13 protein-coding genes are annotated in these 24,492 nt (G+C 50.3%); 7 read left to right on the forward strand and 6 right to left on the reverse strand.

The genetic code is table 11. The annotated features are described in order from the left end of the window. The first annotated feature begins 181 nt into the window (after positions 1 to 181). On the forward strand, positions 182 to 12,037 hold the full coding sequence (locus ACTS9Y_RS11765; protein WP_442586117.1) for a retention module-containing protein: 11,856 nt from the start codon (positions 182 to 184) through the stop codon (positions 12,035 to 12,037). 373 nt (positions 12,038 to 12,410) lie between these two features. Next, on the forward strand, positions 12,411 to 12,767 hold the full coding sequence (locus ACTS9Y_RS11770) for a DUF6701 domain-containing protein (protein ID WP_442586118.1): 357 nt from the start codon (positions 12,411 to 12,413) through the stop codon (positions 12,765 to 12,767). A gap of 139 nt (positions 12,768 to 12,906) precedes the next feature. On the opposite strand, the gene ACTS9Y_RS11775 is transcribed toward ACTS9Y_RS11770, so the two are convergent. From ACTS9Y_RS11775 to ACTS9Y_RS11800, 6 genes are all read right to left on the reverse strand, one after another. Then, positions 12,907 to 14,367, reverse strand: coding sequence for a bifunctional 2-methylcitrate dehydratase/aconitate hydratase (locus tag ACTS9Y_RS11775; protein WP_442586119.1), 1,461 nt, complete (start codon positions 14,365 to 14,367; stop codon positions 12,907 to 12,909). A gap of 147 nt (positions 14,368 to 14,514) precedes the next feature. After that, positions 14,515 to 15,681, reverse strand: a complete 1,167-nt coding sequence (prpC, locus tag ACTS9Y_RS11780) for a bifunctional 2-methylcitrate synthase/citrate synthase (RefSeq protein ID WP_442586120.1) — start codon at positions 15,679 to 15,681, stop codon at positions 14,515 to 14,517. Positions 15,682 to 15,700: 19 nt separating this feature from the next. Further along, complete coding sequence (prpB, locus tag ACTS9Y_RS11785; RefSeq protein WP_442586121.1) at positions 15,701 to 16,579, reverse strand: methylisocitrate lyase; 879 nt, start codon at positions 16,577 to 16,579, stop codon at positions 15,701 to 15,703. Positions 16,580 to 16,604: 25 nt separating this feature from the next. Beyond that, positions 16,605 to 17,603 (reverse strand): HpcH/HpaI aldolase/citrate lyase family protein, encoded by a 999-nt coding sequence (locus ACTS9Y_RS11790; RefSeq protein ID WP_442586122.1) that lies wholly within the window; start codon positions 17,601 to 17,603, stop codon positions 16,605 to 16,607. 2 nt (positions 17,604 to 17,605) lie between these two features. Then, complete coding sequence (locus tag ACTS9Y_RS11795; protein WP_442586123.1) at positions 17,606 to 18,664, reverse strand: MaoC family dehydratase; 1,059 nt, start codon at positions 18,662 to 18,664, stop codon at positions 17,606 to 17,608. Between the two features lie 39 nt (positions 18,665 to 18,703). Continuing rightward, a complete protein-coding gene (locus tag ACTS9Y_RS11800) occupies positions 18,704 to 19,585 on the reverse strand; it encodes an HpcH/HpaI aldolase/citrate lyase family protein (protein ID WP_442586124.1) in 882 nt (293 codons plus the stop codon). A 198-nt stretch (positions 19,586 to 19,783) separates the two neighbouring features. Here ACTS9Y_RS11800 and ACTS9Y_RS11805 point away from each other — a divergent pair, with 198 nt between their 5' ends. The 5 genes from ACTS9Y_RS11805 to sdhA all read left to right on the forward strand — a co-directional run bounded on the left by ACTS9Y_RS11805 (position 19,784) and on the right by sdhA (position 24,492). Beyond that, positions 19,784 to 20,518 carry a GntR family transcriptional regulator gene (locus ACTS9Y_RS11805; RefSeq protein WP_442586125.1) on the forward strand — a complete coding sequence of 245 codons (735 nt, stop codon included), beginning with the start codon at positions 19,784 to 19,786 and terminating at the stop codon, positions 20,516 to 20,518. 182 nt (positions 20,519 to 20,700) lie between these two features. After that, positions 20,701 to 21,900: a malic enzyme-like NAD(P)-binding protein gene (locus ACTS9Y_RS11810; protein ID WP_442586126.1), complete on the forward strand. Its 1,200-nt coding sequence runs from the start codon at positions 20,701 to 20,703 to the stop codon at positions 21,898 to 21,900. A gap of 21 nt (positions 21,901 to 21,921) precedes the next feature. Next, positions 21,922 to 22,311, forward strand: a complete 390-nt coding sequence (gene sdhC, locus ACTS9Y_RS11815) for a succinate dehydrogenase, cytochrome b556 subunit (RefSeq protein ID WP_442586127.1) — start codon at positions 21,922 to 21,924, stop codon at positions 22,309 to 22,311. A gap of 26 nt (positions 22,312 to 22,337) precedes the next feature. Continuing rightward, a complete protein-coding gene (gene sdhD, locus ACTS9Y_RS11820; protein WP_442586128.1) occupies positions 22,338 to 22,691 on the forward strand; it encodes a succinate dehydrogenase, hydrophobic membrane anchor protein in 354 nt (117 codons plus the stop codon). Between the two features lie 10 nt (positions 22,692 to 22,701). Beyond that, on the forward strand, positions 22,702 to 24,492 hold the full coding sequence (gene sdhA, locus ACTS9Y_RS11825) for a succinate dehydrogenase flavoprotein subunit (protein ID WP_442586129.1): 1,791 nt from the start codon (positions 22,702 to 22,704) through the stop codon (positions 24,490 to 24,492).

Genomic DNA, 24,492 nt, shown 5'->3' on the forward strand with positions numbered 1-24,492 from the left:
ACCTTTGTATTCAGAACTTGAGCTTTACCATTCCTGTTTAGTGCACCATCTCTTAGCCATCCAGGCTGAACCCTTCCCCACAAGTTGCCAATACTGTACTTCAGTACAATAGATTTTCATATTGTATTGTCGTTTAATGCATCACTAACTAATTTATCTCAATTTTAAGTGAGGCAATAAAATGGCTACAGTGATTGGTACTGTTACAAGTGTTCAAGGTATGGCTATCGTGGTGGATGCCAATGGCAACCGTCATATGTTACAAGTAGGTGAGGTTTTGCATGCCGGTGATAAAGTCATCACTGCGAGCGGTGCAACGGTCTCCGTAAAACTTGCGAACGGCGAAACCGTTAACTTCGCTGAAGCACAAACAGTTAAGATCACTGACAACCTGGCACAGGTAGATGTGTCAGATGTCACTGAAAATGCAGTGAATCAGGCCGTTTTTGATGCCGTGCTGACTGCATTGAATGAAGGCCGTGATATCACTGAAGTACTCGACGGCCCTGCGGCTGGTGAGGCTGGCAGTGATGGTAATGCAAGCTTTGTTAACCTTGACCGTATTTCGGAAAGCGTTACCGGTTCAACCTTTGATGGTGGCACTGGCGGTGTAGGTTCAGCGGCTGAAAACGGTTTGCAAAACTACATGTATTTCCCAGAGGATCCAACAATTACCGGTATTGTATCGGGAGGCGTGCCTGGCCCAGCCGGTAATTCTGTGATTGAAGGTCAAAATCTTGTATTTACGGTCACGCTTAGTGCCACCACACAAGCACCTGTTACATACACTTTTGCACTTGGTGGAGGCGCGGCGCAAACACCAAGTGACTATATCAATACCCCAACCTTTAGTAACAATGTAGTTTACAACCCTGCGAATGGAACAATCACAGTGCCAGCTGGTGTGACCAGCTTCACAGTGACAGTGCCTACAGTGAATGACTCTATTGTTGAGACCCTCTATGAAGATCTGCCATTGACCATCGGTGGCGTGACAGGTACAGGCATCATTCAAGACGATGACAAACCAACAGTTGTGACTGTTGATCCAGGTACGCCTGGCGCTGGTGGTGACACCGTGGTTGAAGGTGGCACGCTGACTTACACAGTGACATTGAGTACTGCGACCAATACTTTAACCACCTATAAGTTTGACCTTGGTAAAGCTGGTGATACAGCAACTTCTGGTGCTGATTATGATCCGGCAAAAGTCACCTTCAGCAACAATGTGACTTACGATGCAGCCACAGGCACGATCAAGGTGCCAGCGAATGTAACAAGTTTCACAGTGAGTCTGCCGACGATTGATGACACTGTCGTTGATGCGCATTACAGCGAGACAGTGTCTGTGACAGTGGGTAGTTTCGATAGCAATGGTAATGTGACAGGGGCTAAGACTGGTACAGGCAATATTCTGGACAACGATAAACCAACAGTCGTGACTGTTGATCCAGGTACGCCTGGCGCTGGCGGTGACACCGTGGTTGAAGGTGGTACGCTGACTTACACAGTGACCTTGAGTGCTGCGACCAATATTGAAACCACTTATAAGTTTGACCTTGGTAAAGCTGGAGATACAGCGACTTCTGGTGCTGACTATGATCCGGCAAAAGTCACCTTCAGCAACAATGTGACTTACGATGCAGCCACAGGCACGATCAAGGTGCCAGCGAATGTAACAAGCTTCACAGTGAGTCTGCCGACGATTGATGACACTGTCGTTGATGCGCATTACAGCGAGACAGTGTCTGTGACAGTGTCTAGCGTGGACAGCACAGGTAATGTGACCGGTACACCTAAGACTGGTACCGGTAATATCCTGGACAATGACAAACCAACAGTCGTGACTGTTGATCCAGGTACGCCTGGCCTTGGTGGTGACACCGTGGTTGAAGGCGGCACCTTGACTTACACAGTGACATTGAGTGCTGCAACCAATGTCGAGACCACTTATAAACTTGAACTTGGTAAAGCTGGAGATACAGCGACTTCTGGTGCTGATTATGATCCGGCAAAAGTCACCTTCAGCAATAATGTGACTTACGATGCAGCCACAGGCACGATCAAGGTGCCAGCGAATGTAACAAGCTTCACAGTGAGCCTGCCGACGATTGATGACACTGTCGTTGATGCGCATTACAGCGAGACAGTGTCTGTGACAGTGTCTAGCGTGGACAACACAGGTAATGTGACCGGTACACCTAAGACTGGTACAGGCAATATTCTGGACAACGATAAACCAACAGTGGTGACTGTTGATCCAGCTAAGCCTGGCCTTGGTGGTGACACCGTGGTTGAAGGTGGCTCCCTGAGTTACAAAGTGACTTTAAGTACAACAACCAATGCCGAGGCCACTTATAAATTTGAGCTTGGTAAAGCTGCTACAGATACAGCGACTCCTGGCGCTAACGCTGACTATGATCCGGCAAAAGTAACCTTCAGCAACAATGTGACTTACGATGCACTCACAGGCACGATCAAGGTGCCAGCTGGTGTGAAAGACTTTGTTATCACTATACCAACGATCGATGATAGCGTGATCGAACAGACAGAGACGCTGACTCTGAAAGTAGAGGATGTATCTGCGATAGGTACTATTCTGGACAATGACAGAGGTATCACCTTAGTCAATGGCAGCAAAGACCATGTGTCTGAAGAAGGCTTGCCTGGCGGTATCAAAGACAATACTGGTAGCACAGACACAACAGATTCAGTGGAAGCCACTGGTGGATTCACGCTGAATGGCAGCAGTGCCGGTGCAGTTTGGACACTGACTGTGCCAACTGAAGCGCTGAAATCTGGTGGCGTGGCTGTGATCTGGACGTTGTCTGACGGTGGTAAAACACTGACAGGTTTTGCAGGTAACGAAAAAGTATTGACCGTAACGATTAACGATAGCGGTGAATACAAAATCGTATTGAATGGCAAGATCGATCATCAGACAGCCAATGTCGAAGACACAGCGCTGGCAAATGTAGGTGTTAAAGTTGTAGTCAATGGTGTCACGCAAACAACGAATATCCCGGTCACTATTGAAGATGACGCTCCTGTGGCACCTGGCGCTTCAGTGGTTGTGAATAATGCAAATACAGCAAACGTACCGCCTGTTGCGACCGTTTCCAGCAGTGGCAACCTGTTAGGTCTGGTTGGTTTGTCTGCATTGGACCTGATCAACTTGAGCACACGTACTGCATTTGGTGCGACTGATGCTAACAACAATATCAGTAAAGTTGAGCTGAACTACCAGGCATTGATTTCTCTGGGTGGTTTGCTCGGCCCACGTCAATTCACGATTTCTCAAGATCTGGCCGCCGAGTTAGGTCTTAAAGTAGAAATTACTAATAGTGCAGGCTTGTTTGGCATTGTTGGACCATCTTCACACGTAGTGATCACTTCACTGGATGGTGGCCCGATCGATAACCTGGCCATTAACGAATTATTAGCGACCGCACGCTTGAATGGCGGTGCAATCAGTGCTGAAGTATTGAATGCAACCAGCATCACAGTGACCGATGCCCAAGGTGCGTCCTCTTCCGCCGCTATCGGAACACTGGCTGATGCTAGCGTGCTGAGTGGCCCTGCCAATAATGCTAATCTGCAAGAAGGCAATGGCAACGGTAATACGTTGACTGGTACCTCTGGCGATGACCAACTGTACGGTTATGGTGGTGATGACACCCTGAATGGGAATGCTGGTAACGACATCTTGCGCGGTGGTGATGGCAACGACAAGCTGGATGGCGGTGCTGGTAATGACATCCTGATCGGTGGCGCTGGTGATGATACATTGATTGGCGGCGATGGCCGTGACATTTTCCGTTGGGAAAAAGGTGATCAGGGTACATCAACAACGCCAGCAGTGGATACCATCAACGACTTCAAGTTGGCTGATGATGTCATTGACCTGAGAAGCTTACTGCAAGGCGAGCACTTGGGTAACTTATCCAACTTCATCCGTGTGACCGTTGTGAATGGAAACACAATCTTGCATATCAGTAGCACAGGTGGCTTGAACAATGGCGTTGGTGAAGATCAAACGATTGTTCTGCAAGGCGTTAACCTGGAAACAGCTTACGGTACCAATGATAGCGCAGTCATCTTGGCCAAATTTGTTGAGAGCGGTCACTTGGCTATTGATCCAGCAGCTTCAACAGCCACAGGTAGTTTGGGAAGCTTTGGTGCAGATGGTGGCCATGTACAAAGCATTACGATTAGTAATGTAACGTATACCTACAGCGCAAGTTCAAACGCAATCAGTGTGACCGGTACATCCCCTTCAGTCACTGGTTATGTGTATGACGCAACTAGTAAACAATTAAGCGTAACAACAGATAAAGGTGAAACCATCACGGTTAACGTGGTGACTGGTAAGTATGATTATTACGGTAGCCGTCCATTAACTGCTGGTGAAAGCACAAGCTTTAATTACACCTTGGTTGATAATGATGGTGATACAGCTTCTAATACCGTTAAATTCAATGGTAACGGCCAACCAACAATCACTGAAGTTGAGCCAGGTAAACCGGGTACAGGTGATGATACCGTCGTCGAAGGCAATAACCTGGTGTACACAGTGACTTTAAGTTCAACGACCGCTGCACCTGCAACCTACAAGTTTGAACTTGGTGGTGCTACTGGTACTGCTTCTACGGCTGATTATGGAACACCTACCTTCAGCAACAATGTGAAGCTGAATAATGATGGCACGATTACTGTACCGGCTGGCGTGAGCAGCTTCACCGTCACAGTACCAACAGTGGATGACGCTATCATTGAGTTGACCGAGACCCTGCCACTCAAAGTGGGTGATGCAGTGGGTGTTGGTTATATCAAAGACAACGATAGTGCAACGACAACGATCACCGTGAAATCAGCTGGTGACAGCGTGACCGAAGGTCAGACTTTGGAATACAGCGTTACCCTGAGCAACGTAGCTGACCATGCGGTTGAATACAGCTTCAGCCTGGGCGGCACTGCGACACCTGGCGCTAACTTTGACTATGATCCGTCAAAAATCACCTTCACCAATGGCGTGACTTACAACGCAACGACTGGCAAGATCTCAGTGCCAGCTGGTGTGACCAAGTTTGATGTGAGCGTACCGACCATTGATGACGCACTGATTGAGAAGACAGAAACAATCACGCTGACTATCGAAAATGCCGTAGCCACTGGTTTTGTCAAAGACAACGACAGTGCAACGCCAACGATCACCGTCAATGGTACGTTGGACACGAAAGACGACAGCGTCGTTGAAGGTAATACCCTGACCTACAACGTTACCCTGAGCAACGTAGCTGACCATGCGGTTGAATACAGCTTCAGCCTGGGCGGCACTGCGACACCTGGCGCTAACTTTGACTATGATCCGTCAAAAATCACCTTCACCAATGGCGTGACTTACAACGCAACGACTGGCAAGATCTCAGTGCCAGCTGGTGTGACCAAGTTTGATGTGCGTGTCCCTACGATTGATGACGCATTGATCGAGAAGACAGAAACAATCACGCTGACTATCGACAATGCCGTAGCCACTGGTTTTGTCAAAGACAACGATAGTGCAACGACATCGATCATCGTGAAATCAGCTGGTGACAGCGTGACCGAAGGTCAGACTTTGGAATACAGCGTTACCCTGAGCAACGTAGCTGACCATGCGGTTGAATACAGCTTCAGCCTGGGCGGCACTGCGACACCTGGCGCTAACTTTGACTATGATCCGTCAAAAGTGACCTTCACCAATGGCGTGACTTACAACGCAACGACTGGCAAGATCTCAGTGCCAGCTGGTGTGACCAAGTTTGATGTGCGTGTCCCTACGATTGATGACGCATTGATCGAGAAGACAGAAACAATCACGCTGACTATCGACAATGCCGTAGCCACTGGTTTTGTCAAAGACAACGACAGTGCAACGCCAACGATCACCATCAATGGCACTGTGACAGCAGATGATGACAGCGTGACCGAAGGTCAGACTTTGGTATACAACGTTACCCTGAGCAACGTAGCTGACCATGCGGTTGAATACAGCTTCAGCCTGGGCGGCACTGCGACACCTGGCGCTAACTTTGACTATGATCCGTCAAAAGTGACCTTCACCAATGGCGTGACTTACAACGCAACGACTGGCAAGATCTCAGTGCCAGCTGGTGTGACCAAGTTTGATGTGCGTGTCCCTACGATTGATGACGCATTGATCGAGAAGACAGAAACAATCACGCTGACTATCGACAATGCCGTAGCCACTGGTTTTGTCAAAGACAACGATAGTGCAACGACATCGATCATCGTGAAATCAGCTGGTGACAGCGTGACCGAAGGTCAGACTTTGGAATACAGCGTTACCCTGAGCAACGTAGCTGACCATGCGGTTGAATACAGCTTCAGCCTGGGCGGCACTGCGACACCTGGCGCTAACTTTGACTATGATCCGTCAAAAGTGACCTTCACCAATGGCGTGACTTACAACGCAACGACTGGCAAGATCTCAGTGCCAGCTGGTGTGACCAAGTTTGATGTGAGCGTACCGACCATTGATGACGCACTGATTGAGAAGACAGAAACAATCACGCTGACTATCGAAAATGCCGTAGCCACTGGTTTTGTCAAAGACAACGACAGTGCAACGCCAACGATCACCGTGAAATCAGCTGGTGACAGCGTGACCGAAGGTCAGACTTTGGAATACAGCGTTACCCTGAGCAAAGTAGCTGACCATGCGGTTGAATATAGCTTCAGCCTGGGCGGCACTGCGACACCTGGCGCTAACTTTGACTATGATCCGTCAAAAGTGACCTTCACCAATGGCGTGACTTACAACGCAACGACTGGCAAGATCTCAGTGCCAGCTGGTGTGACCAAGTTTGATGTGAGCGTACCGACCATTGATGACGCACTGATTGAGAAGACAGAAACAATCACGCTGACTATCGAAAATGCCGTAGCCACTGGTTTTGTCAAAGATAACGACAGTGCAACGCCAACGATCACCGTCAATGGTACGTTAGACACGAAAGACGACAGCGTCGTTGAAGGCAATACCCTGACCTACAACGTTACCCTGAGCAACGTAGCTGACCATGCGGTTGAATACAGCTTCAGCCTGGGCGGCACTGCGACACCTGGCGCTAACTTTGACTATGATCCGTCAAAAGTGACCTTCAGCAATGGTGTGACTTACAACGCAACGACTGGCAAGATCTCAGTGCCAGCTGGTGTGACCAAGTTTGATGTAAGCGTACCGACCATTGATGACGCACTGATTGAGAAGACAGAAACAATCACGCTGACTATCGAAAATGCCGTAGCCACTGGTTTTGTCAAAGACAACGACAGTGCAACGCCAACGATCACCGTCAATGGTACGTTGGACACGAAAGACGACAGCGTCGTTGAAGGTAATACCCTGACCTACAACGTTACCCTGAGCAACGTAGCTGACCATGCGGTTGAATACAGCTTCAGCCTGGGCGGCACTGCGACACCTGGCGCTAACTTTGACTATGATCCGTCAAAAATCACCTTCACCAATGGCGTGACTTACAACGCAACGACTGGCAAGATCTCAGTGCCAGCTGGTGTGACCAAGTTTGATGTGCGTGTCCCTACGATTGATGACGCATTGATCGAGAAGACAGAAACAATCACGCTGACTATCGACAATGCCGTAGCCACTGGTTTTGTCAAAGACAACGATAGTGCAACGACATCGATCATCGTGAAATCAGCTGGTGACAGCGTGACCGAAGGTCAGACTTTGGAATACAGCGTTACCCTGAGCAACGTAGCTGACCATGCGGTTGAATACAGCTTCAGCCTGGGCGGCACTGCGACACCTGGCGCTAACTTTGACTATGATCCGTCAAAAGTGACCTTCACCAATGGCGTGACTTACAACGCAACGACTGGCAAGATCTCAGTGCCAGCTGGTGTGACCAAGTTTGATGTGCGTGTCCCTACGATTGATGACGCATTGATCGAGAAGACAGAAACAATCACGCTGACTATCGACAATGCCGTAGCCACTGGTTTTGTCAAAGACAACGACAGTGCAACGCCAACGATCACCATCAATGGCACTGTGACAGCAGATGATGACAGCGTGACCGAAGGTCAGACTTTGGTATACAACGTTACCCTGAGCAACGTAGCTGACCATGCGGTTGAATACAGCTTCAGCCTGGGCGGCACTGCGACACCTGGCGCTAACTTTGACTATGATCCGTCAAAAGTGACCTTCACCAATGGCGTGACTTACAACGCAACGACTGGCAAGATCTCAGTGCCAGCTGGTGTGACCAAGTTTGATGTGCGTGTCCCTACGATTGATGACGCATTGATCGAGAAGACAGAAACAATCACGCTGACTATCGACAATGCCGTAGCCACTGGTTTTGTCAAAGACAACGATAGTGCAACGACATCGATCATCGTGAAATCAGCTGGTGACAGCGTGACCGAAGGTCAGACTTTGGAATACAGCGTTACCCTGAGCAACGTAGCTGACCATGCGGTTGAATACAGCTTCAGCCTGGGCGGCACTGCGACACCTGGCGCTAACTTTGACTATGATCCGTCAAAAGTGACCTTCACCAATGGCGTGACTTACAACGCAACGACTGGCAAGATCTCAGTGCCAGCTGGTGTGACCAAGTTTGATGTGAGCGTACCGACCATTGATGACGCACTGATTGAGAAGACAGAAACAATCACGCTGACTATCGAAAATGCCGTAGCCACTGGTTTTGTCAAAGACAACGACAGTGCAACGCCAACGATCACCGTGAAATCAGCTGGTGACAGCGTGACCGAAGGTCAGACTTTGGAATACAGCGTTACCCTGAGCAAAGTAGCTGACCATGCGGTTGAATATAGCTTCAGCCTGGGCGGCACTGCGACACCTGGCGCTAACTTTGACTATGATCCGTCAAAAGTGACCTTCACCAATGGCGTGACTTACAACGCAACGACTGGCAAGATCTCAGTGCCAGCTGGTGTGACCAAGTTTGATGTGAGCGTACCGACCATTGATGACGCACTGATTGAGAAGACAGAAACAATCACGCTGACTATCGAAAATGCCGTAGCCACTGGTTTTGTCAAAGATAACGACAGTGCAACGCCAACGATCACCGTCAATGGTACGTTAGACACGAAAGACGACAGCGTCGTTGAAGGCAATACCCTGACCTACAACGTTACCCTGAGCAACGTAGCTGACCATGCGGTTGAATACAGCTTCAGCCTGGGCGGCACTGCGACACCTGGCGCTAACTTTGACTATGATCCGTCAAAAGTGACCTTCAGCAATGGTGTGACTTACAACGCAACGACTGGCAAGATCTCAGTGCCAGCTGGTGTGACCAAGTTTGATGTAAGCGTACCGACCATTGATGACAAGCTGATTGAGCCAACAGAAACACTGACGCTGACTGTGGGCACTGCGACAGCTGTTGGTTCTATCCTGGACAACGATCGTGGTTTCACGCTGGTTACTGGTAGCAAAACGGCTGTGTCTGAAGAAGGTCTTGCTGGTGGTTTGAAAGATACTGGCGGTAACACTGATACAACAAACTCAGTGGAAGCCACAGGCACATTCAGCTTGAATGCTTCTACTGGAGGCAGTGCAACGAATACCGGTGCAGTCTGGACTTTAGAAGCGCCAACTGGCCCTGCAATCACTTCGGGCGGCGTGGCTGTTACCTGGGCCTTGTCTACAGATGGCAAGACACTGACTGGTTCAGCAGGCAATAAAACAGTGTTGACTGTGACTATTGATAACAATGGTAGCTACAAAATCGCATTGAGTGCTCCAGTAGATCATCCAGATAAAACGACTGAAGACAATGTACTGACCAATGTTGGTGTAAAAGCGGTTGTAAATGGTGTAACACAAACTACGACCTTGCCAGTGACGATTGAAGATGACTCACCAGTGGCAACTAACCAGACTGTGATTGCTACCAACACTGCTAACACCAACGTGCTGATCACGCTGGACGTTTCTGGCAGTATGAATGACAGAGATGGTGTGAAAGTTGGCAATACCACCCAGACACGTTTGGAAAGCGCGATTCAATCTGTGCGTAACTTGTTGAGCAGCTATGATGAGTTGGGTGATGTAAAAGTGGCTCTGGTTGTATTTGCTGGCGCAGGTCAGACAAGACAATTAGGGACAACCTGGTTGACAGTTGCAGAGGCTAACGCGCTGCTGACTAACTTGTCTACCACTGGTAGCACAAACTATGATGCGGGTATCAGTAAAGCCATGGATGCCTTTAATACCACAGGCAAGCTGGATAATGCACAAAATGTGTCTTACTTCTTTACCGATGGTCAACCTACGCACGGTTCAGGTGGTAGCGACAGCCTGACTGGTCCAGAAAGTGGTGCAACCAATGATAGAGGCCTGCAAACAGCTGAAGAGAAGACATGGACTGACTTCCTGAAAGCTAACCAGGTCAAGTCTTATGCGATCGGCATGGGGTCAGGCATAAGCTCAGATGCTCAGCTGAATCCGATTGCTTACGATGGTCAGACCGGCACAAATACCAATGGAACAATAGTCACCTCATTTGACCAGCTGGATAATGTGTTAAGCCAGACTGTGAGCAGCCCGATTTCTGGCAGCCTGGTTGAAGGCGGTGGTTTTGGTGCGGATGGTGGTTTTGTGAAATCGATCACTGTCGATGGTACAACCTACACTTTCAATGCGACAAATGGTGCAATCACCACGAGTGGTACAAACAACACTTATGCTTATGATGCGACTAACCATAAACTGACTATCACCACCTCAAAAGGGACATTGCTGGTAGACATGGATGACGGTTTGTTCACTTTCACGCCTAAAAATACTACTGTGACAGGTTCAAGCCAGTTCCAGTACACATTAAGCGATAAAGATGGTGATACCAGCACAGCGACACTGACTGTGAATGTCGCCAAAGTAACGGCTATCCCACAAGTGGCACCGGATGTAAGCACAGGTATCAATGCAGCAGGGTTGTTGACCATTCCTGGCCTGTTGAATGTTGATTTGCTGAACTTCTCAAGCCGTCAGGCATTTACTGCGAGAGATGTGAACAACAACATTACTAATGTGACGGTGACTGCCGGAGCATTGCTGAGTGTGTCGCTGGGTGGTACTTTGCTGACTTACTCTCAAGCAGTGGCTGCTGAATTAGGCCTGAAAGTGTCCTACAACGAAAGTGGTTTGCTGGGCGTGATCGGTGTCAAAGGTGAGTTGTCTATCAGCGCGCTGGATAATGGTACGATCGATAACCTGAAGTTAAATGAGTTCTTGTCTACCATCAGAACAGACAGCGCTGTGAATGTGAATGCACTGGAGCGGTTCACTATCACTGCGACAGATAGTACTAGCCTGAGCGACACTGCGACTTCAACGAATCTGGTCAGCCTTGATCTGTTGAGCAACAGTAACAATGCATCCATCATTACCGGCACTAATGGAAACGATAATACAGCTAACACTACGCTGAACGGTACTTCTGGCAATGACATCATCTACGGTTTAGGCGGTAATGATATCTTGAACGGTGGCGCTGGTAATGACATCTTGCGCGGTGGTGCAGGCGATGACAAACTGGATGGCGGTGCTGGTAACGACATCCTCATTGGTGGCAAAGGTAACGATACTTTGACCGGTGGCGCAGGTGTAGATGTCTTCAAATGGGATAGAGGTGATGATGGCGTGGCAGGTACTCCTGCACGTGACACCATCCTTGATTTCAACAAGGCAGCAGTGTCTCAAGGTGGCGATATCCTGGATGTACGTGATTTGCTGCAAGGCGAAAACAGCACTAACCTGGTGAACTACCTGCACTTTGAGAAATCTGGTAGCGACACTGTGATCCACATCAGTTCTAGTGGTGGATATGCAGCAGGTACCTTTAGCAGTGGCCAGACAACGCAACAAATTGTCTTAACAGGTGTAGACCTGGTGACTGGTCAATCTAACGATGCAGCAATCATTACTAACCTGCTGTCACAGCAAAAACTCATCACAGATTAATACTCACTGTAGATGTTAAAAAAGCGACCTTCGGGTCGCTTTTTTTATGGCTGCTAATTTAGTTGATACGCATGAAAACCTAATATTTATGCGGGTTAATGCATATTTCAACGGATCATTTTTCACACGCAGCATGGCATCCGATTGATTATTTATTTACATTGTATTGATCTAAAAAAAGGTAACTAACGCATTTTTCAATGGTTTTTTTTCAGTATCAAATATGCCCTCGTAGTTAAACTGCTTACATTCATGTTAGTATAAATTTACTAAGTTAACATGTGTCAATTTAATTGTAAGCAAATTAAATTGACACATTGCAGATTAATTAGTCGCTATCTGAGTTTCTCTCAACTTTAAGTGGGGCAAAAAAATGGCTACAGTGATTGGTGTTGTTCAAAGTGTTCAGGGGATGGCTATCGTGGTGGATGCCAATGGTAATTTGACTGCTTGTGAAACACAACTCAGCGGCACTGCCAATCTGAGTAATGGGCTTTCTAATATCAAGCTGAGCGCACCTGGCATAGGCAGTGATGGCAGGCCTAACGGCGGCAGTGTGGATGTTGAAATCAATACAGGTAATGTCGCATCAGGTGAGCAAACATGCTCAAGCACCACCGTCACCAGCGCCACCAGTGGCGCTTTGCCGTGGTTTGGCGCTGAGCCTTTGGGCAAGGCTACATTCGGGATTTATAAATCGCCTGTGATTTATTTAAGGGAGAGTTTTTAATTAGGTAAATGTTATCGAGATATGCATTTGGGCTGATTTATCTATCACTAAAAAGACTTAAAAAAACCCAAGCCTCAGACTTGGGTTTTTCATGTAAAGCATGGGTTTGGTGATGATGTTGAGCAATCAGATAAATAAATCAGACACACAGCATATCAACGAATTGATCGACTGGCATCGCTTCGAGGCTGGCTTGATCCAGGCAGGTCGCCAGGATATCGGCCTGTTTTTTTGCATCAAAGCGGCGTGCCAGGTTTACCTTAAACTTCTTCACCAGTTCCGGGATGCCTTCTTCACGGCGGCGTCTATGGCCGATCGGGTATTCGACGGCGATATTGCTGGATTGCGTACCATCATTAAAGAATATCTGGATAGCATTGGCGATGGAGCGTTTTGCCGGGTCGAGGTAATCGCGGGTATATTCTGGCTTTTCCACGCAGCTCATTTTGTCGCGCAAGGCGTCAATACGTGGGTCAGCGGCTGCTTCGTCTTCATAATCCAGCGCCGTTAAACTGCCTTTTAGCAGACCGATGGCCGCCATGTATTGAATGCAGTGATCACGGTCTGCCGGGTTATTCATAGGGCCGGTTTTGTCGATAATACGGATGGCTGATTCATGCGTGGTGATGACGATTTTATCGATGTTGGCGATGTCATCCAGTGACTGTAAACGCTGACCGACTTCCTGATTAAGTTGAAAAGCGCTTTCTACAGCGGTTTGCGCATGGAACTCGGCCGGGAAAGATATTTTGAACAATACTTGTTCCATGACGTAACTGCCGTAAGCACGCTGGAATTTAAAAGCATTGCCTTTAAACAGCACGTCATAAAAGCCCCAGGTTTTGGCGGTGAGCGCACTTGGATAGCCCATTTCACCTTGCAAAGTCATCCAGGCCAGGCGTACAGCGCGTGAAGTGGCATCACCCGCCGCCCAGGATTTACGCGAGCCGGTATTAGGGCTATGACGGTAAGTGCGCAGGCTCTGGCCATCGACAAAGGCATTGGAAACCGCGTTGATGATATCTTGCTTGTTACCGCCCAGCAGCTTGGTCACCACGGCGGTAGAAGCGATTTTCACCAGGAGGACGTGGTCTAACCCGACGCGGTTAAAGCTGTTTTCCAGCGCCAGCACACCCTGGATCTCGTGCGCCTTGATCATAGCAGTCAGCACATCTTTTACGATGAGCGGTGCTTTGCCTTCAGCGATGTTTTTACGTGAAATATAATCGGCAGAAGCTAATATCCCGCCCAGGTTATCTGAAGGATGCCCCCACTCGGCAGCCAGCCAGGTATCGTTAAAATCCAGCCAGCGTATCATTGCGCCGATATTAAACGCCGCCAGGATAGGGTCTAGCTGATAGGGCGTACCTGGTACTTTGGCGCCATTGGGCACCACTGTGCCAGCAATCACCGGCCCCAGCAGTTTGGTGCAGGCAGGGTAATCGAGCGCCTCAAAGCCACAGCCCAGGGTATCCATCAGGCAATTACGCGCAGTGTCATAAGCCTCTGTGGAGTTGATTTCAAAGTCTGCCACGTAGTTGGCAATATCAACAATTACTTGGTCTGGATCCGGGCGGATATTAGAAATATGGGCTGACATGTTTTTTTATACCTTTATCAAATGTTTTAAAAGCGAATCACTGCGTTGTGTGATGCGTTCAATATTTCAATTCAGACGTACCTTGCTCTTGATGCTTTATGTTTTAAAGCAACGGAAATTGCTAAAGGTGCGGCAAAAAATGCGTGGTTAACGCTGTTCAATCGGCACAAACGGTCTGTTATCCGGGCCGTTATATTCCGCATTCGGACGAATGATCTTGTTATCGATACGCTGCTCAATGGCATGCGCGACCCAGCCAGTGGTGCGTGAGATCACAAAGATAGGCGTAAACATGCCGGTGGGGATCCCCATCAGATGGTAGCTGGAGGCGCTATACCAATCCAGATTGGGGAACATTTTTTTCTCCCGCCACATGGTTTCTTCAATGCGCGCAGAAATATCAAACAGTTTCAGGTCGCCAGCGTCTTCGCCCAACGAGCGGCTGACTGCTTTGATCGATTCATTTCTGGGGTCGGCAATGGTATACACCGGGTGGCCGAAGCCAATGATGATTTCCTTGCGTGCCATGCGTGCCATGATGTCCGCTTCTGCTGCATCCGGATTGTTGTAGCGTTCTATGATTTCCATCGCCGCCTCATTGGCACCGCCATGTTTGGGGCCACGCAAGGCGCCGATAGCACCGGTGATGCACGAATACAGGTCGGAGAGGGTGCCGGCAATGACGCGTGCCGTGAATGTAGACGCATTGAATTCGTGTTCTGCATATAGCACCAGTGAAGTATTCATGGCTTTGATATGCAGTTCGGATGGTTTTTTACCATGCAGAATATGCAGGAAGTGAGCGGCAATTGAGTCATCGTCAGTTTCAACGTCTATACGGACACCGCGCTGGCTGAAGTGGTACCAGTACACCAGGATCGAGCCGAAACAGGCGATCAACCTGTCGCCCAGTGCTTGCGCACCCGCAATATTGCGGTCAGTGGCTTCTGGTTCCAGCGTGCCCAGCATGGAGCAACCTGTGCGCATCACATCCATAGGATGCGCATTGGCTGGAATCTGTTCCAGTACGGCTTTGAGTGCACTGGGCAGGCCGCGCAGCTTTTTGAGCTTTTGATGATATTGCGTGAGTTGTGCCTGGGTGGGCAGCTCGCCGTAGATCAGCAAGTAGGCGACTTCTTCAAACGTGGCATGTTTTGCCAGTTCGATAATATCGTAACCGCGGTAATGCAAGTCATTACCGCTATGGCCAACGGTACAAATGGCGGTGGTGCCGGCAGCCACACCGGCCAGGGCAACGCCTTTTTTGCGTTTGGGGGCTTCTGCCGATGGGTTCAAATCAGTAGGTGTATTCATAGTGATCTCCTGCATGCCCTTATTGCTTGAACAGGGCGTCAAGTTTCTCTTCGAAAGCGTGATAGCCGAGGTGGGTATACAGATCGGCGCGCGTTTGCATCAGGTCGAGTACGTTTTGCTGGGTGCCATCCTTACGCACGCTTTCATAAACCTTCAGTGCCGCCTGGTTCATGGCGCGGAAGGCGGAGAGCGGGTATAACACCATGCTCACATCTGCCTTCGCCAGTTCGTCGACTGTGAATAAGGGCGTCGCGCCAAACTCTGTAATATTGGCCAGCACCGGGACTTTCACCGCCTCAACAAATTGCTGGTACATCTTCAAGTCAGTCATCGCTTCGGGGAATATCATGTCGGCACCCGCTTCCACACAGGCACTCGCGCGGTCTATGGCGGATTGCAGGCCTTCTACCGCTAGTGCATCGGTGCGCGCCATCACGACAAAATCATCATAGGGTTTGGCATCCACGGCAGCTTTCACGCGGTCTACCATTTCATCCAGGCTGACAATCGCTTTGTTCGGCCTGTGTCCGCAGCGTTTGGCACTTACCTGGTCTTCAATATGCACCGCCGCCGCACCTGCTTTAGCCACGCTTTTGATGGTACGGGCGATATTAAACGCACCGCCAAACCCGGTATCGATATCCACCAGCAAAGGCGTATCCACTGCATCTGTGATACGACGCACATCTATCAGCACATCTTCCAGTGAGGAAATGCCCAGGTCTGGCAAACCCAATGAGCCTGCCGCCACGCCGCCGCCAGACAGGTAGATGGCTTTAAAGCCACTTTGGGTCGCCAGCATGGCGTGATAGGCATTGATGGCACCTATGATCTGTAAGGGTTTTTCTGCTGCCAGCGCAGCGCGGAAACGCGCACCTGGCGTAAGCGATTGAGTCATGGTCGGGTATTCCTGTTAGTCGGTATTAGAAAAAAGCCGCTTCAGCTTCTGCAGGCATGGTGACGCCAGTGTGCTTTGCTTTTTGCAGCACTTCCCAGAAATATCGATAGGTGGCCCTGTCATGTAATTCGCCGGCGTATTGGATCGGGCCCCAATCAGCCGCTTGCGCCGTGAGCAGGATATTGGCGGCATCACTGACTTCGTCGAAGTTAGGTTTCATGGCGTCAACAATGGCCTGGATCTGCGTCGGGTAAATGCTCCACATGCGCATAAACCCGAATTCATTGCGTGCGCGGAAAGCGTCGCTATACGTCACTTCGGCATTTTTTAAATCCAGCGTGACGTTATGTGCAGGCACTACGCCATTTGCCAGCGCGGCAGACACGACTTCACTTTTGGCGCGCGCCAGTAATTGATGGTCAAACTGCCCCGGGCTGCGCATGGCGCTGGCCGGAATAGCACCGTGATGCGCACTGACAAAATCCATCAGGCCGAAATCCAGCACCTGCAACCATGGCAGTTGCGCGATTTCATGCACCTGACGCAAGGCGCCGTGGGTTTCGATCAGCAGATGCACAGGAATCTCACGCGTAATGTCGTGCTGTTGGGCAACCTGCTGGATATAGGCGATCATTTCACGCGCTTGCGCGATATCGGTACATTTGGGAATCGTCAGATAACTCAATACCTGGCCAGCCCCGCCGACCAGGATGTCGATATCTTTTTTCCAGTGCGCATGCGTGTAATCATGGATGCGCGCACCCGCCATCTTGTGCTGGTTGGCTTCAGAATTCAGGATGCGGACTATCATTTCTGCGTGTGCCTGTTCCTGGCCGCTGGCAGCGCCATCTTCGCAGTCGCAGGTGATATCAAATACCGGGCCGACGCCATTAGGGTTGGCCGGGTCTTGCAAGGACAATGCTTTTAAAATCAGTTTTTCACTGCCGGCAAAATGTTCACAGGCTGGAATCACCGGGAACGGTTTTTCACCGCCAAACAATGCCTGATTTGGATGTACAGCCATCATCAATTTCCTTTTCGTGGAATAAGTACCGTGTAATCTAGGTCTAGCACCACATGCGGGTGATAGCCCTGTGTGGTTTTAATGTTTTCCAGCGTGGTGGGAGGCATATTCTTCACGCCGACCATACGCAAGCGTAAGGCGCCCAACTCAGGATGGGGCAGGGACCATTTGTCCAGCACCTTGGTCAGGCAGTAAATGGTGTCGCCTGCATAACTGGGGTTGGCATGCGTGCCGCCATTGATCGCCAGGATAGAGATCGCATTTTCCAGGCCTTCATAACTGAGCGCCCGGCATGCTGAAATCACCACGCCACCATAGACCAGGCGCTTGCCTTGCGGCGTGCTTTTCATCAGGTGCGCGTCAAAGTGCAGGCGGGCATTGTTCTGGTATAAATGCGTGGCCAGGGTATGGTCACTTTCATTGATGGTCAGGCCAGACGGATGACGCATGCATTCGCCCACTTCGTAATCATCCCACCAGTATTTGCCGCCGGTAGCCACGCCCAGGGCGTTTGTTGGCGTGAAGTTGGCGGGTAAGGCTAATGAGTCAGCCGCGACGAATTCCGGCAGTTCTGGCACCACGGTTTCCGGTGCCGGCGCTTCATGATTCCTTTTTTGTACCATCACCCAGCGCACCCAGCTGAGTACGGGTTGCTGTTGTTGGTTCAGCGTAGTCGAGCGCACCCAGACCACACCATTTTTGCCGCTGGAATTTTGTTTAAGGCCTATCACTTCACTTGAAGTGGTGAGGGTGTCACCGACAAAGACGGGTTGCAGGAAACGCACATCGGCATACCCCAGGTTGGCAACGGCATTCACTGACACATCCGGCACAGTTTTACCAAAGGCGATATGAAACGCCAGCAGGTCGTCTATCGGCGTGCTGGGGTAACCTAAGGCTTGCGCGAGCGGCTCGCTGCAATGGAGCGGGTTGCGTGCGCCAGTGAGTGCGATGTAAAGCGCGCTGTCGCCGGCTGTGATGGTGCGTGGCGTGGCGTGCTGGATGACTTCGTGCAGTTTGAAGTCTTCGAAGAAACGGCCTGCATGGATTTTACTTTGCATAATGTCCTCCTTTAATTGCGATGAATAAGGGCTGGGTCATTAAATAAACTCTTCTTCCAGTTCGCTGATAGCCTCGGCCAGCTGGATCAATCGTTGTGCGGCTTTAATATGGTGGTGTTCTACCAGTTTGTCGTTGACTACCACGGTGCCGCGGCCTGCATCATTGGCTTCTTTCAATGCCTTGATGATCAGGCGTGCGTGTTCAACTTCTGTCCGTTGCGGTGTATAAGCGTCATTACAGTAAGCAATCTGCGCCGGGTGTACCAGTGATTTGCCATCCATGCCGATATCCCTGCCGATGCGACAGGCATATTCAAACGAATGCATATTCTTGAAATCGCTGGTGATGCCGTCGATCACGCCTTTGCCATAGGCACGCGCGGCTAGTATGACCAGGGATAATGAAGTCAGGATAGCGGAACGCTCATGCGTCACGCGTGCATGCAGCTGCGAAATCAGGTCAGAAGTCGCCATCACCATACAGATCACGCGTTCGGAAGCGGCGGCGATCTCCTTGGCGTTCAATACCGCCAGCGGGCTTTCTATCATCACCATCATGGGCACATCTTTGCCACCGGCATCGTCCAGTAGCTGTTGCGCACGCAGTACATCTTCGCGGGACTCTATATTTGGGAACAGGATGGCATCGGCACCGACATTGGCCACGGCCTGAATGTCGTCGTGTCCCCAGATCGAATCGAGGTCATTGACGCGAATGACGACTTCGCGTTTGCCGTAGCCGCCTTGCTTGGCCGCCTGCACCACATTGTCACGCGAAAGCAGTTTGGCATCGATCAATATCGGGTCACCCAGATCCAGAATGACTGAATCTGCCGCCAATGTGCGTGCGCGTTCCAGGTAGTGTGTATTACACCCTGGCACATACAGCATGGAGCGTCTGGGTCTGAGTGGGTAGGACATTGTTTTTCCCTTGTTGAAGGAGCTTCAATTGAATTATTAATGATAAAATTTTGCCTGTCAATGAATATCTTATGTCTTATATAAGATATAAAACAGTGGACATCTGAGTTTTGTCTGTGGTATAAATTAATTAAGCATGGCGGGAGCCTTTTCCCGCATATTGAATTGAATAAAGCGTTTATCTGGAGCATTCACCTCATGGACAAGCAGTTTGCATCGGCGAGTTACAGACCTTTATATGACCAGATCAAGGTGTTGATCACGCAAAGCCTGATAGGTGGTGAATGGCGCCCTGGTGACATGATTCCCAGTGAGATCGACCTGGCGCAGCGCTATAAAGTGAGCCAGGGCACAGTGCGCAAAGCCATTGATAGCCTGGCGACTGAAAATATCCTGATTCGCCGCCAGGGCAAAGGGACCTTTGTCGCCACGCATAACCAGGATGATGTGAAGTTACGTTTTTTGCGGCTCACGGCAGAAAATGGCCAGAAAGAATTACTGCAAAACGAGTTTCTCTCCTGTATCAAAAGCAAGGCCAATGCGCACATTGGCAAAGTGCTGGAAATCAAGGCTGGTGCAACTACCATTGAAGTAAAACGCCTGCTCACTTTCTCCGGCCGCCCCCTGATTTATGACCATATCGTGGTGCCAGCTGCGCCCTTCAAAGGCCTGAATCGCGCCAAGGTGGAAGAAAGCAACGGCTCTATGTACAGCATGTACGAGTCACAGTTTGGTATCCGCATGATCCGTGCTGAAGAGCGTATCAAAGCCGTGGCGGCGGATGTGGAAGTGGCTAAAGCGCTTGGCCTGAAAGAAGGCTATCCACTATTAAGCATTGAGCGCGTGTCGTTTACTTATGGCGATAAGCCGATGGAATGGCGGTTTGGGCTGTGCCTGACGGACGACCACCACTACATGAGCGAACTTGAATGATTGAAAAACCTTCATCAGCGACGTTAGATTTCGCTTGCCGTGCTATCCGCACTGTCTGCTCTCATCTGCCTTGCTACTGAAGTTTTTGAATCATTCTCTATAAGTAGAGCGGCTTTTGAAAATACATTTTGAAAAGTCTTGTTGCCGACAATAAAGGCACGAAAGAAAAAAGAGGTTTAACGATGGACGATTTAAAGAAGCGCGCACTGGATTACCACCAGTTTCCCAAACCGGGAAAACTGAGCGTTGAATCGTCCAAGCCATGCGCTACGCAGCAAGATCTGTCGCTGGCTTATACGCCGGGCGTGGCTGCGCCTGTGCGTGAAATCGAGGCCGACCCGGCCAATGCCTATAAATACACCAACAAAGGCAATCTGGTGGCCGTGATTACCGATGGTACGGCAGTGCTGGGGCTGGGTAATGTGGGTGCGCTGGCAGGTAAGCCGGTGATGGAGGGCAAGGCCGTGTTGTTCAAGCGTTTTGCCGACATTGATGTGTTTGATATAGAGGTGAGTGCTGCGACACCGGATGAGTTTATCCAAACCGTGGTGAATATTTCGCCTACCTTCGGTGGTATTAACCTTGAAGATATTGCCGCGCCGCACTGTTTTTATATCGAAAATGAATTAAAGAAGCGATTGGATATCCCGGTATTTCACGATGATCAGCATGGCACGGCGGTGATTGTCGCGGCAGCACTGCTGAATGCGCTTGAGTTGCAAGGCAAAACCTTGCCGGGTGTGAAGATTGTATTTTTAGGCGCGGGTGCAGCGGGTTGCTCATGCGCCAAGTTGCTCAAGTTGATGGGCGCGACCAACATCACCATGGTGGACCGCAAAGGGGTGTTGGATACTGCACGTGACGATTTACATGACAACAATCGCGAATTAGCGATTGCGCCCGGGGATATCAAAACCCTGGTGGATGCGATGCCCGGTGCGGATGTATTTATCGGCGTCTCTGCCAAAAACGGTTTGCCACCAGAACTGGTTGCTGGCATGGCTGCGAAGCCTGTTATCTTTGCATTGGCCAACCCGGACCCTGAAATTTTGCCCAGCCAGGTATTCGCCATACGCGATGACGCTATTATGGCGACTGGCCGCAGTGACTTTCCCAATCAGGTGAACAATGCCTTGTGTTTCCCGTATTTGTTCCGCGGTGCACTGGATGCACAGGCCAGGCAGATCACCGAGGAAATGAAAGTCGCAGCTGCCCAGGCATTAAGCGCATTGGCGCGTGAACCCGTGCCGCAGCAAGTATTGGAGGCTTATCAGCTGGAGTCGCTCAGCTTTGGCAAGGATTATATTATTCCCAAACCGTTTGATCCGCGCCTGATGGCCTATGTGTCGGGCGCAGTGACACGCGCGGCAAAAGAAGTTTAAAGGCCAGGCTGGAAGCAAGACATGATTGTAAAGAAACAAAAAAAACAGCGGCCTAAAAACCTGAACCTGTTCACGATCCGGTTACCGGTCAATGCAGTGGTATCGATCATGCACAGGGCCAGTGGCGTGGTTTTATTTCTGGTCCAGCCATTATTGCTATGGGCGCTTTATCTTTCATTACGCAATGCGCAAGGTTACTCGATCGTTGCCACGCAATTGCAGCAATGGCCTGTGAAACTGCTGTTGACCGGCCTTGCCTGGGCGTTTTTTCATCATTTTTATGCCGGGATTCGGCATCTGGCGATGGATGTGCACTGGATGACAACCTTGCAGAAAGCACGTTTCTCCAGCCGTGTCGTGCTTGGCCTGGTGGCTTTTACCATGCTGTTTGTTGTTTATGGCATTTGGTAGATACGTCCCGGAAATGAGTTGCAGCCATGCTTTTTGAATTACTGACCGCAAAATACCCAGGCATGCGGTTATGGCTGACGCAACGGCTGTGCGCGCTTTCAATGGCGGTGGGTTTGCTGCTGTTCTGGCTGCGGATATGGTGGCTGGCACCACATGATTATGCCGGGTGGCTAGCCGTATTTTCACCCTTGTGGTGGCGTGTGCTCAGTGTGTGGTTTTTTATCTGCATGCTGATGCATGCATGGTTAGGTGTACGCGATGTGTTACGTGATTACGTCCCCAATTTACGTTGCCGCTATGTGCTGCAATGGCTGGTGAACCTCGCTGTGTGGGGTAATTCGCTGGCGATTTTGTGGATTCTGTTTGGAATGAAGTATTAAGGTGAGTGGCATGGCCGGTTTAAACAATATGACAGGTGCAAGCGATATTCAGTATCACAAGGTAGATGCCGTCATCATCGGTGGTGGCGGTGCTGGCTTGCGCGCGGCGTTACAGCTGGCGGAATCTGGCGCGGATGTGGCGGTGCTGTCTAAAGTGTTTCCAACCCGCTCGCATACCGTAGCCGCGCAAGGCGGTATCGCCGCGGCTTTGGGCAATGTCTCGGACGACAACTGGCTGTGGCATATGTATGACACGATCAAAGGGTCGGATTACCTGGGTGACCAGGATGCCATCGAGTATATGTGCCGCAACGCAGCCAAGGCGATTATCGAACTGGAACATTTCGGTATGCCGTTTGACCGCCTTGAAAATGGCCGTATCTTCCAGCGTCCGTTTGGTGGCATGACGCGCAATTTTGGCGAACAACCGATTTCACGCACCTGTGCCGTGGCCGACCGTACCGGGCATGCCATGCTGCATACCTTGTACCAGCGTAATGTCAAAGCCAACACGCAATTTTTGATCGAATGGTTTGCGCTGGATTTAATCCGCGATAGTGATGGCGATGTGCTTGGGGTGATCGCACTGGAGATAGAAACTGGCGATATCCATGTCATTCATGCCAAGGCGACCATGCTTGCCACTGGCGGTGGTGGCCGCGTTTTCCAGGCCAGCACCAATGCTTTTATCAATACCGGCGACGGCCTGGGCATGGCAGCACGTGCCGGCCTGCCGTTGCAGGATATGGAGTTCTGGCAATTTCACCCGACCGGCGTGCTCAATGCTGGCGTGCTGATCACCGAAGGCGTGCGTGGCGAAGGTGGCTACCTGGTCAATAGCGAGGGTGAGCGCTTTATGGAGCGTTATGCGCCTAGCGCGAAAGACCTTGCCAGCCGCGACGTTGTTTCGCGCGCGATGGCGACTGAAATCAAGCAAGGTCGTGGCATAGGCAAACATAAGGACGCGGTTTACCTCAAACTGGATCATCTGGGCGAAGACATTATCAGCAAGCGCCTGCCGGGTATCCGCGAAATCGCCAAAACCTTTGCCGGGGTAGACCCTATCAATAGCCCGATTCCTGTGGTGCCAACAGCGCATTACATGATGGGTGGTATCCCTACTAATCTGGATGGCCAGGTGGTGATTCATGACGGGCAGTCTGAAAAAGTCATTCAAGGGTTGTATGCAGTGGGTGAGTGCGCCTGTGTCTCGGTGCATGGTGCCAACCGATTGGGTTCTAACTCACTGCTGGACCTGGTGGTGTTTGGCAAAGCCGCGGGTGACAAAATGGCTGCAGATATCGGTAGTGCAAAGGCGCACAAGCCTCTGCCAGCCAATGCGGCTGAAGCCACGCTGGCACGCGTCCATCGTTTGGAAAGCACCAACGCCGGTGAAAATGTGGCGGCAACAGGTGACGCCATGCGTCAGACCATGCAAAAACATTGCGGCGTGTTCCGCTTCCCCGATCTGCTGGAAACGGGTGTCAGCGCCATTGAGCAAGTGGCTGAGCGTGCGCAGCATTTACGCATCACCGATAAAAGTAAAGTGTTCAACACTGCCCGTGTCGAGGCGCTGGAACTGGATAACCTGATGCAAGTGGCGGTGGCGACCATGCATGCCGCGCATGCCCGCCAGGAAAGCCGTGGTGCACATGCGCGTGAAGATTATCCTGAGCGGGATGACACCAAGTGGCTGACGCATTCGCTGTACTTCGCCAGCGAGAAAAAACTTGTGTATAAGCCGGTCCGTTTGAAACCACTGAGTGTTGAGTCATTCGAGTTGAAGAAAAGGGTGTATTGA

The sequence above is a fragment of the Methylophilus sp. genome, from assembly GCF_052173275.1.
Classification (GTDB): domain Bacteria; phylum Pseudomonadota; class Gammaproteobacteria; order Burkholderiales; family Methylophilaceae; genus Methylophilus.

Coding starts and splice junctions, on each gene's coding strand:
- ACTS9Y_RS11765 (WP_442586117.1), top strand. CDS start 182: ATGGCTACAGTGATTGGTACTGTTACAAGTGTTCAAGGTATGGCTATC.
- ACTS9Y_RS11770 (WP_442586118.1), top strand. CDS start 12,411: ATGGCTACAGTGATTGGTGTTGTTCAAAGTGTTCAGGGGATGGCTATC.
- ACTS9Y_RS11775 (WP_442586119.1), bottom strand. CDS start 14,367: ATGTCAGCCCATATTTCTAATATCCGCCCGGATCCAGACCAAGTAATT.
- prpC (WP_442586120.1), bottom strand. CDS start 15,681: ATGAATACACCTACTGATTTGAACCCATCGGCAGAAGCCCCCAAACGC.
- prpB (WP_442586121.1), bottom strand. CDS start 16,579: ATGACTCAATCGCTTACGCCAGGTGCGCGTTTCCGCGCTGCGCTGGCA.
- ACTS9Y_RS11790 (WP_442586122.1), bottom strand. CDS start 17,603: ATGGCTGTACATCCAAATCAGGCATTGTTTGGCGGTGAAAAACCGTTC.
- ACTS9Y_RS11795 (WP_442586123.1), bottom strand. CDS start 18,664: ATGCAAAGTAAAATCCATGCAGGCCGTTTCTTCGAAGACTTCAAACTG.
- ACTS9Y_RS11800 (WP_442586124.1), bottom strand. CDS start 19,585: ATGTCCTACCCACTCAGACCCAGACGCTCCATGCTGTATGTGCCAGGG.
- ACTS9Y_RS11805 (WP_442586125.1), top strand. CDS start 19,784: ATGGACAAGCAGTTTGCATCGGCGAGTTACAGACCTTTATATGACCAG.
- ACTS9Y_RS11810 (WP_442586126.1), top strand. CDS start 20,701: ATGGACGATTTAAAGAAGCGCGCACTGGATTACCACCAGTTTCCCAAA.
- sdhC (WP_442586127.1), top strand. CDS start 21,922: ATGATTGTAAAGAAACAAAAAAAACAGCGGCCTAAAAACCTGAACCTG.
- sdhD (WP_442586128.1), top strand. CDS start 22,338: ATGCTTTTTGAATTACTGACCGCAAAATACCCAGGCATGCGGTTATGG.
- sdhA (WP_442586129.1), top strand. CDS start 22,702: ATGGCCGGTTTAAACAATATGACAGGTGCAAGCGATATTCAGTATCAC.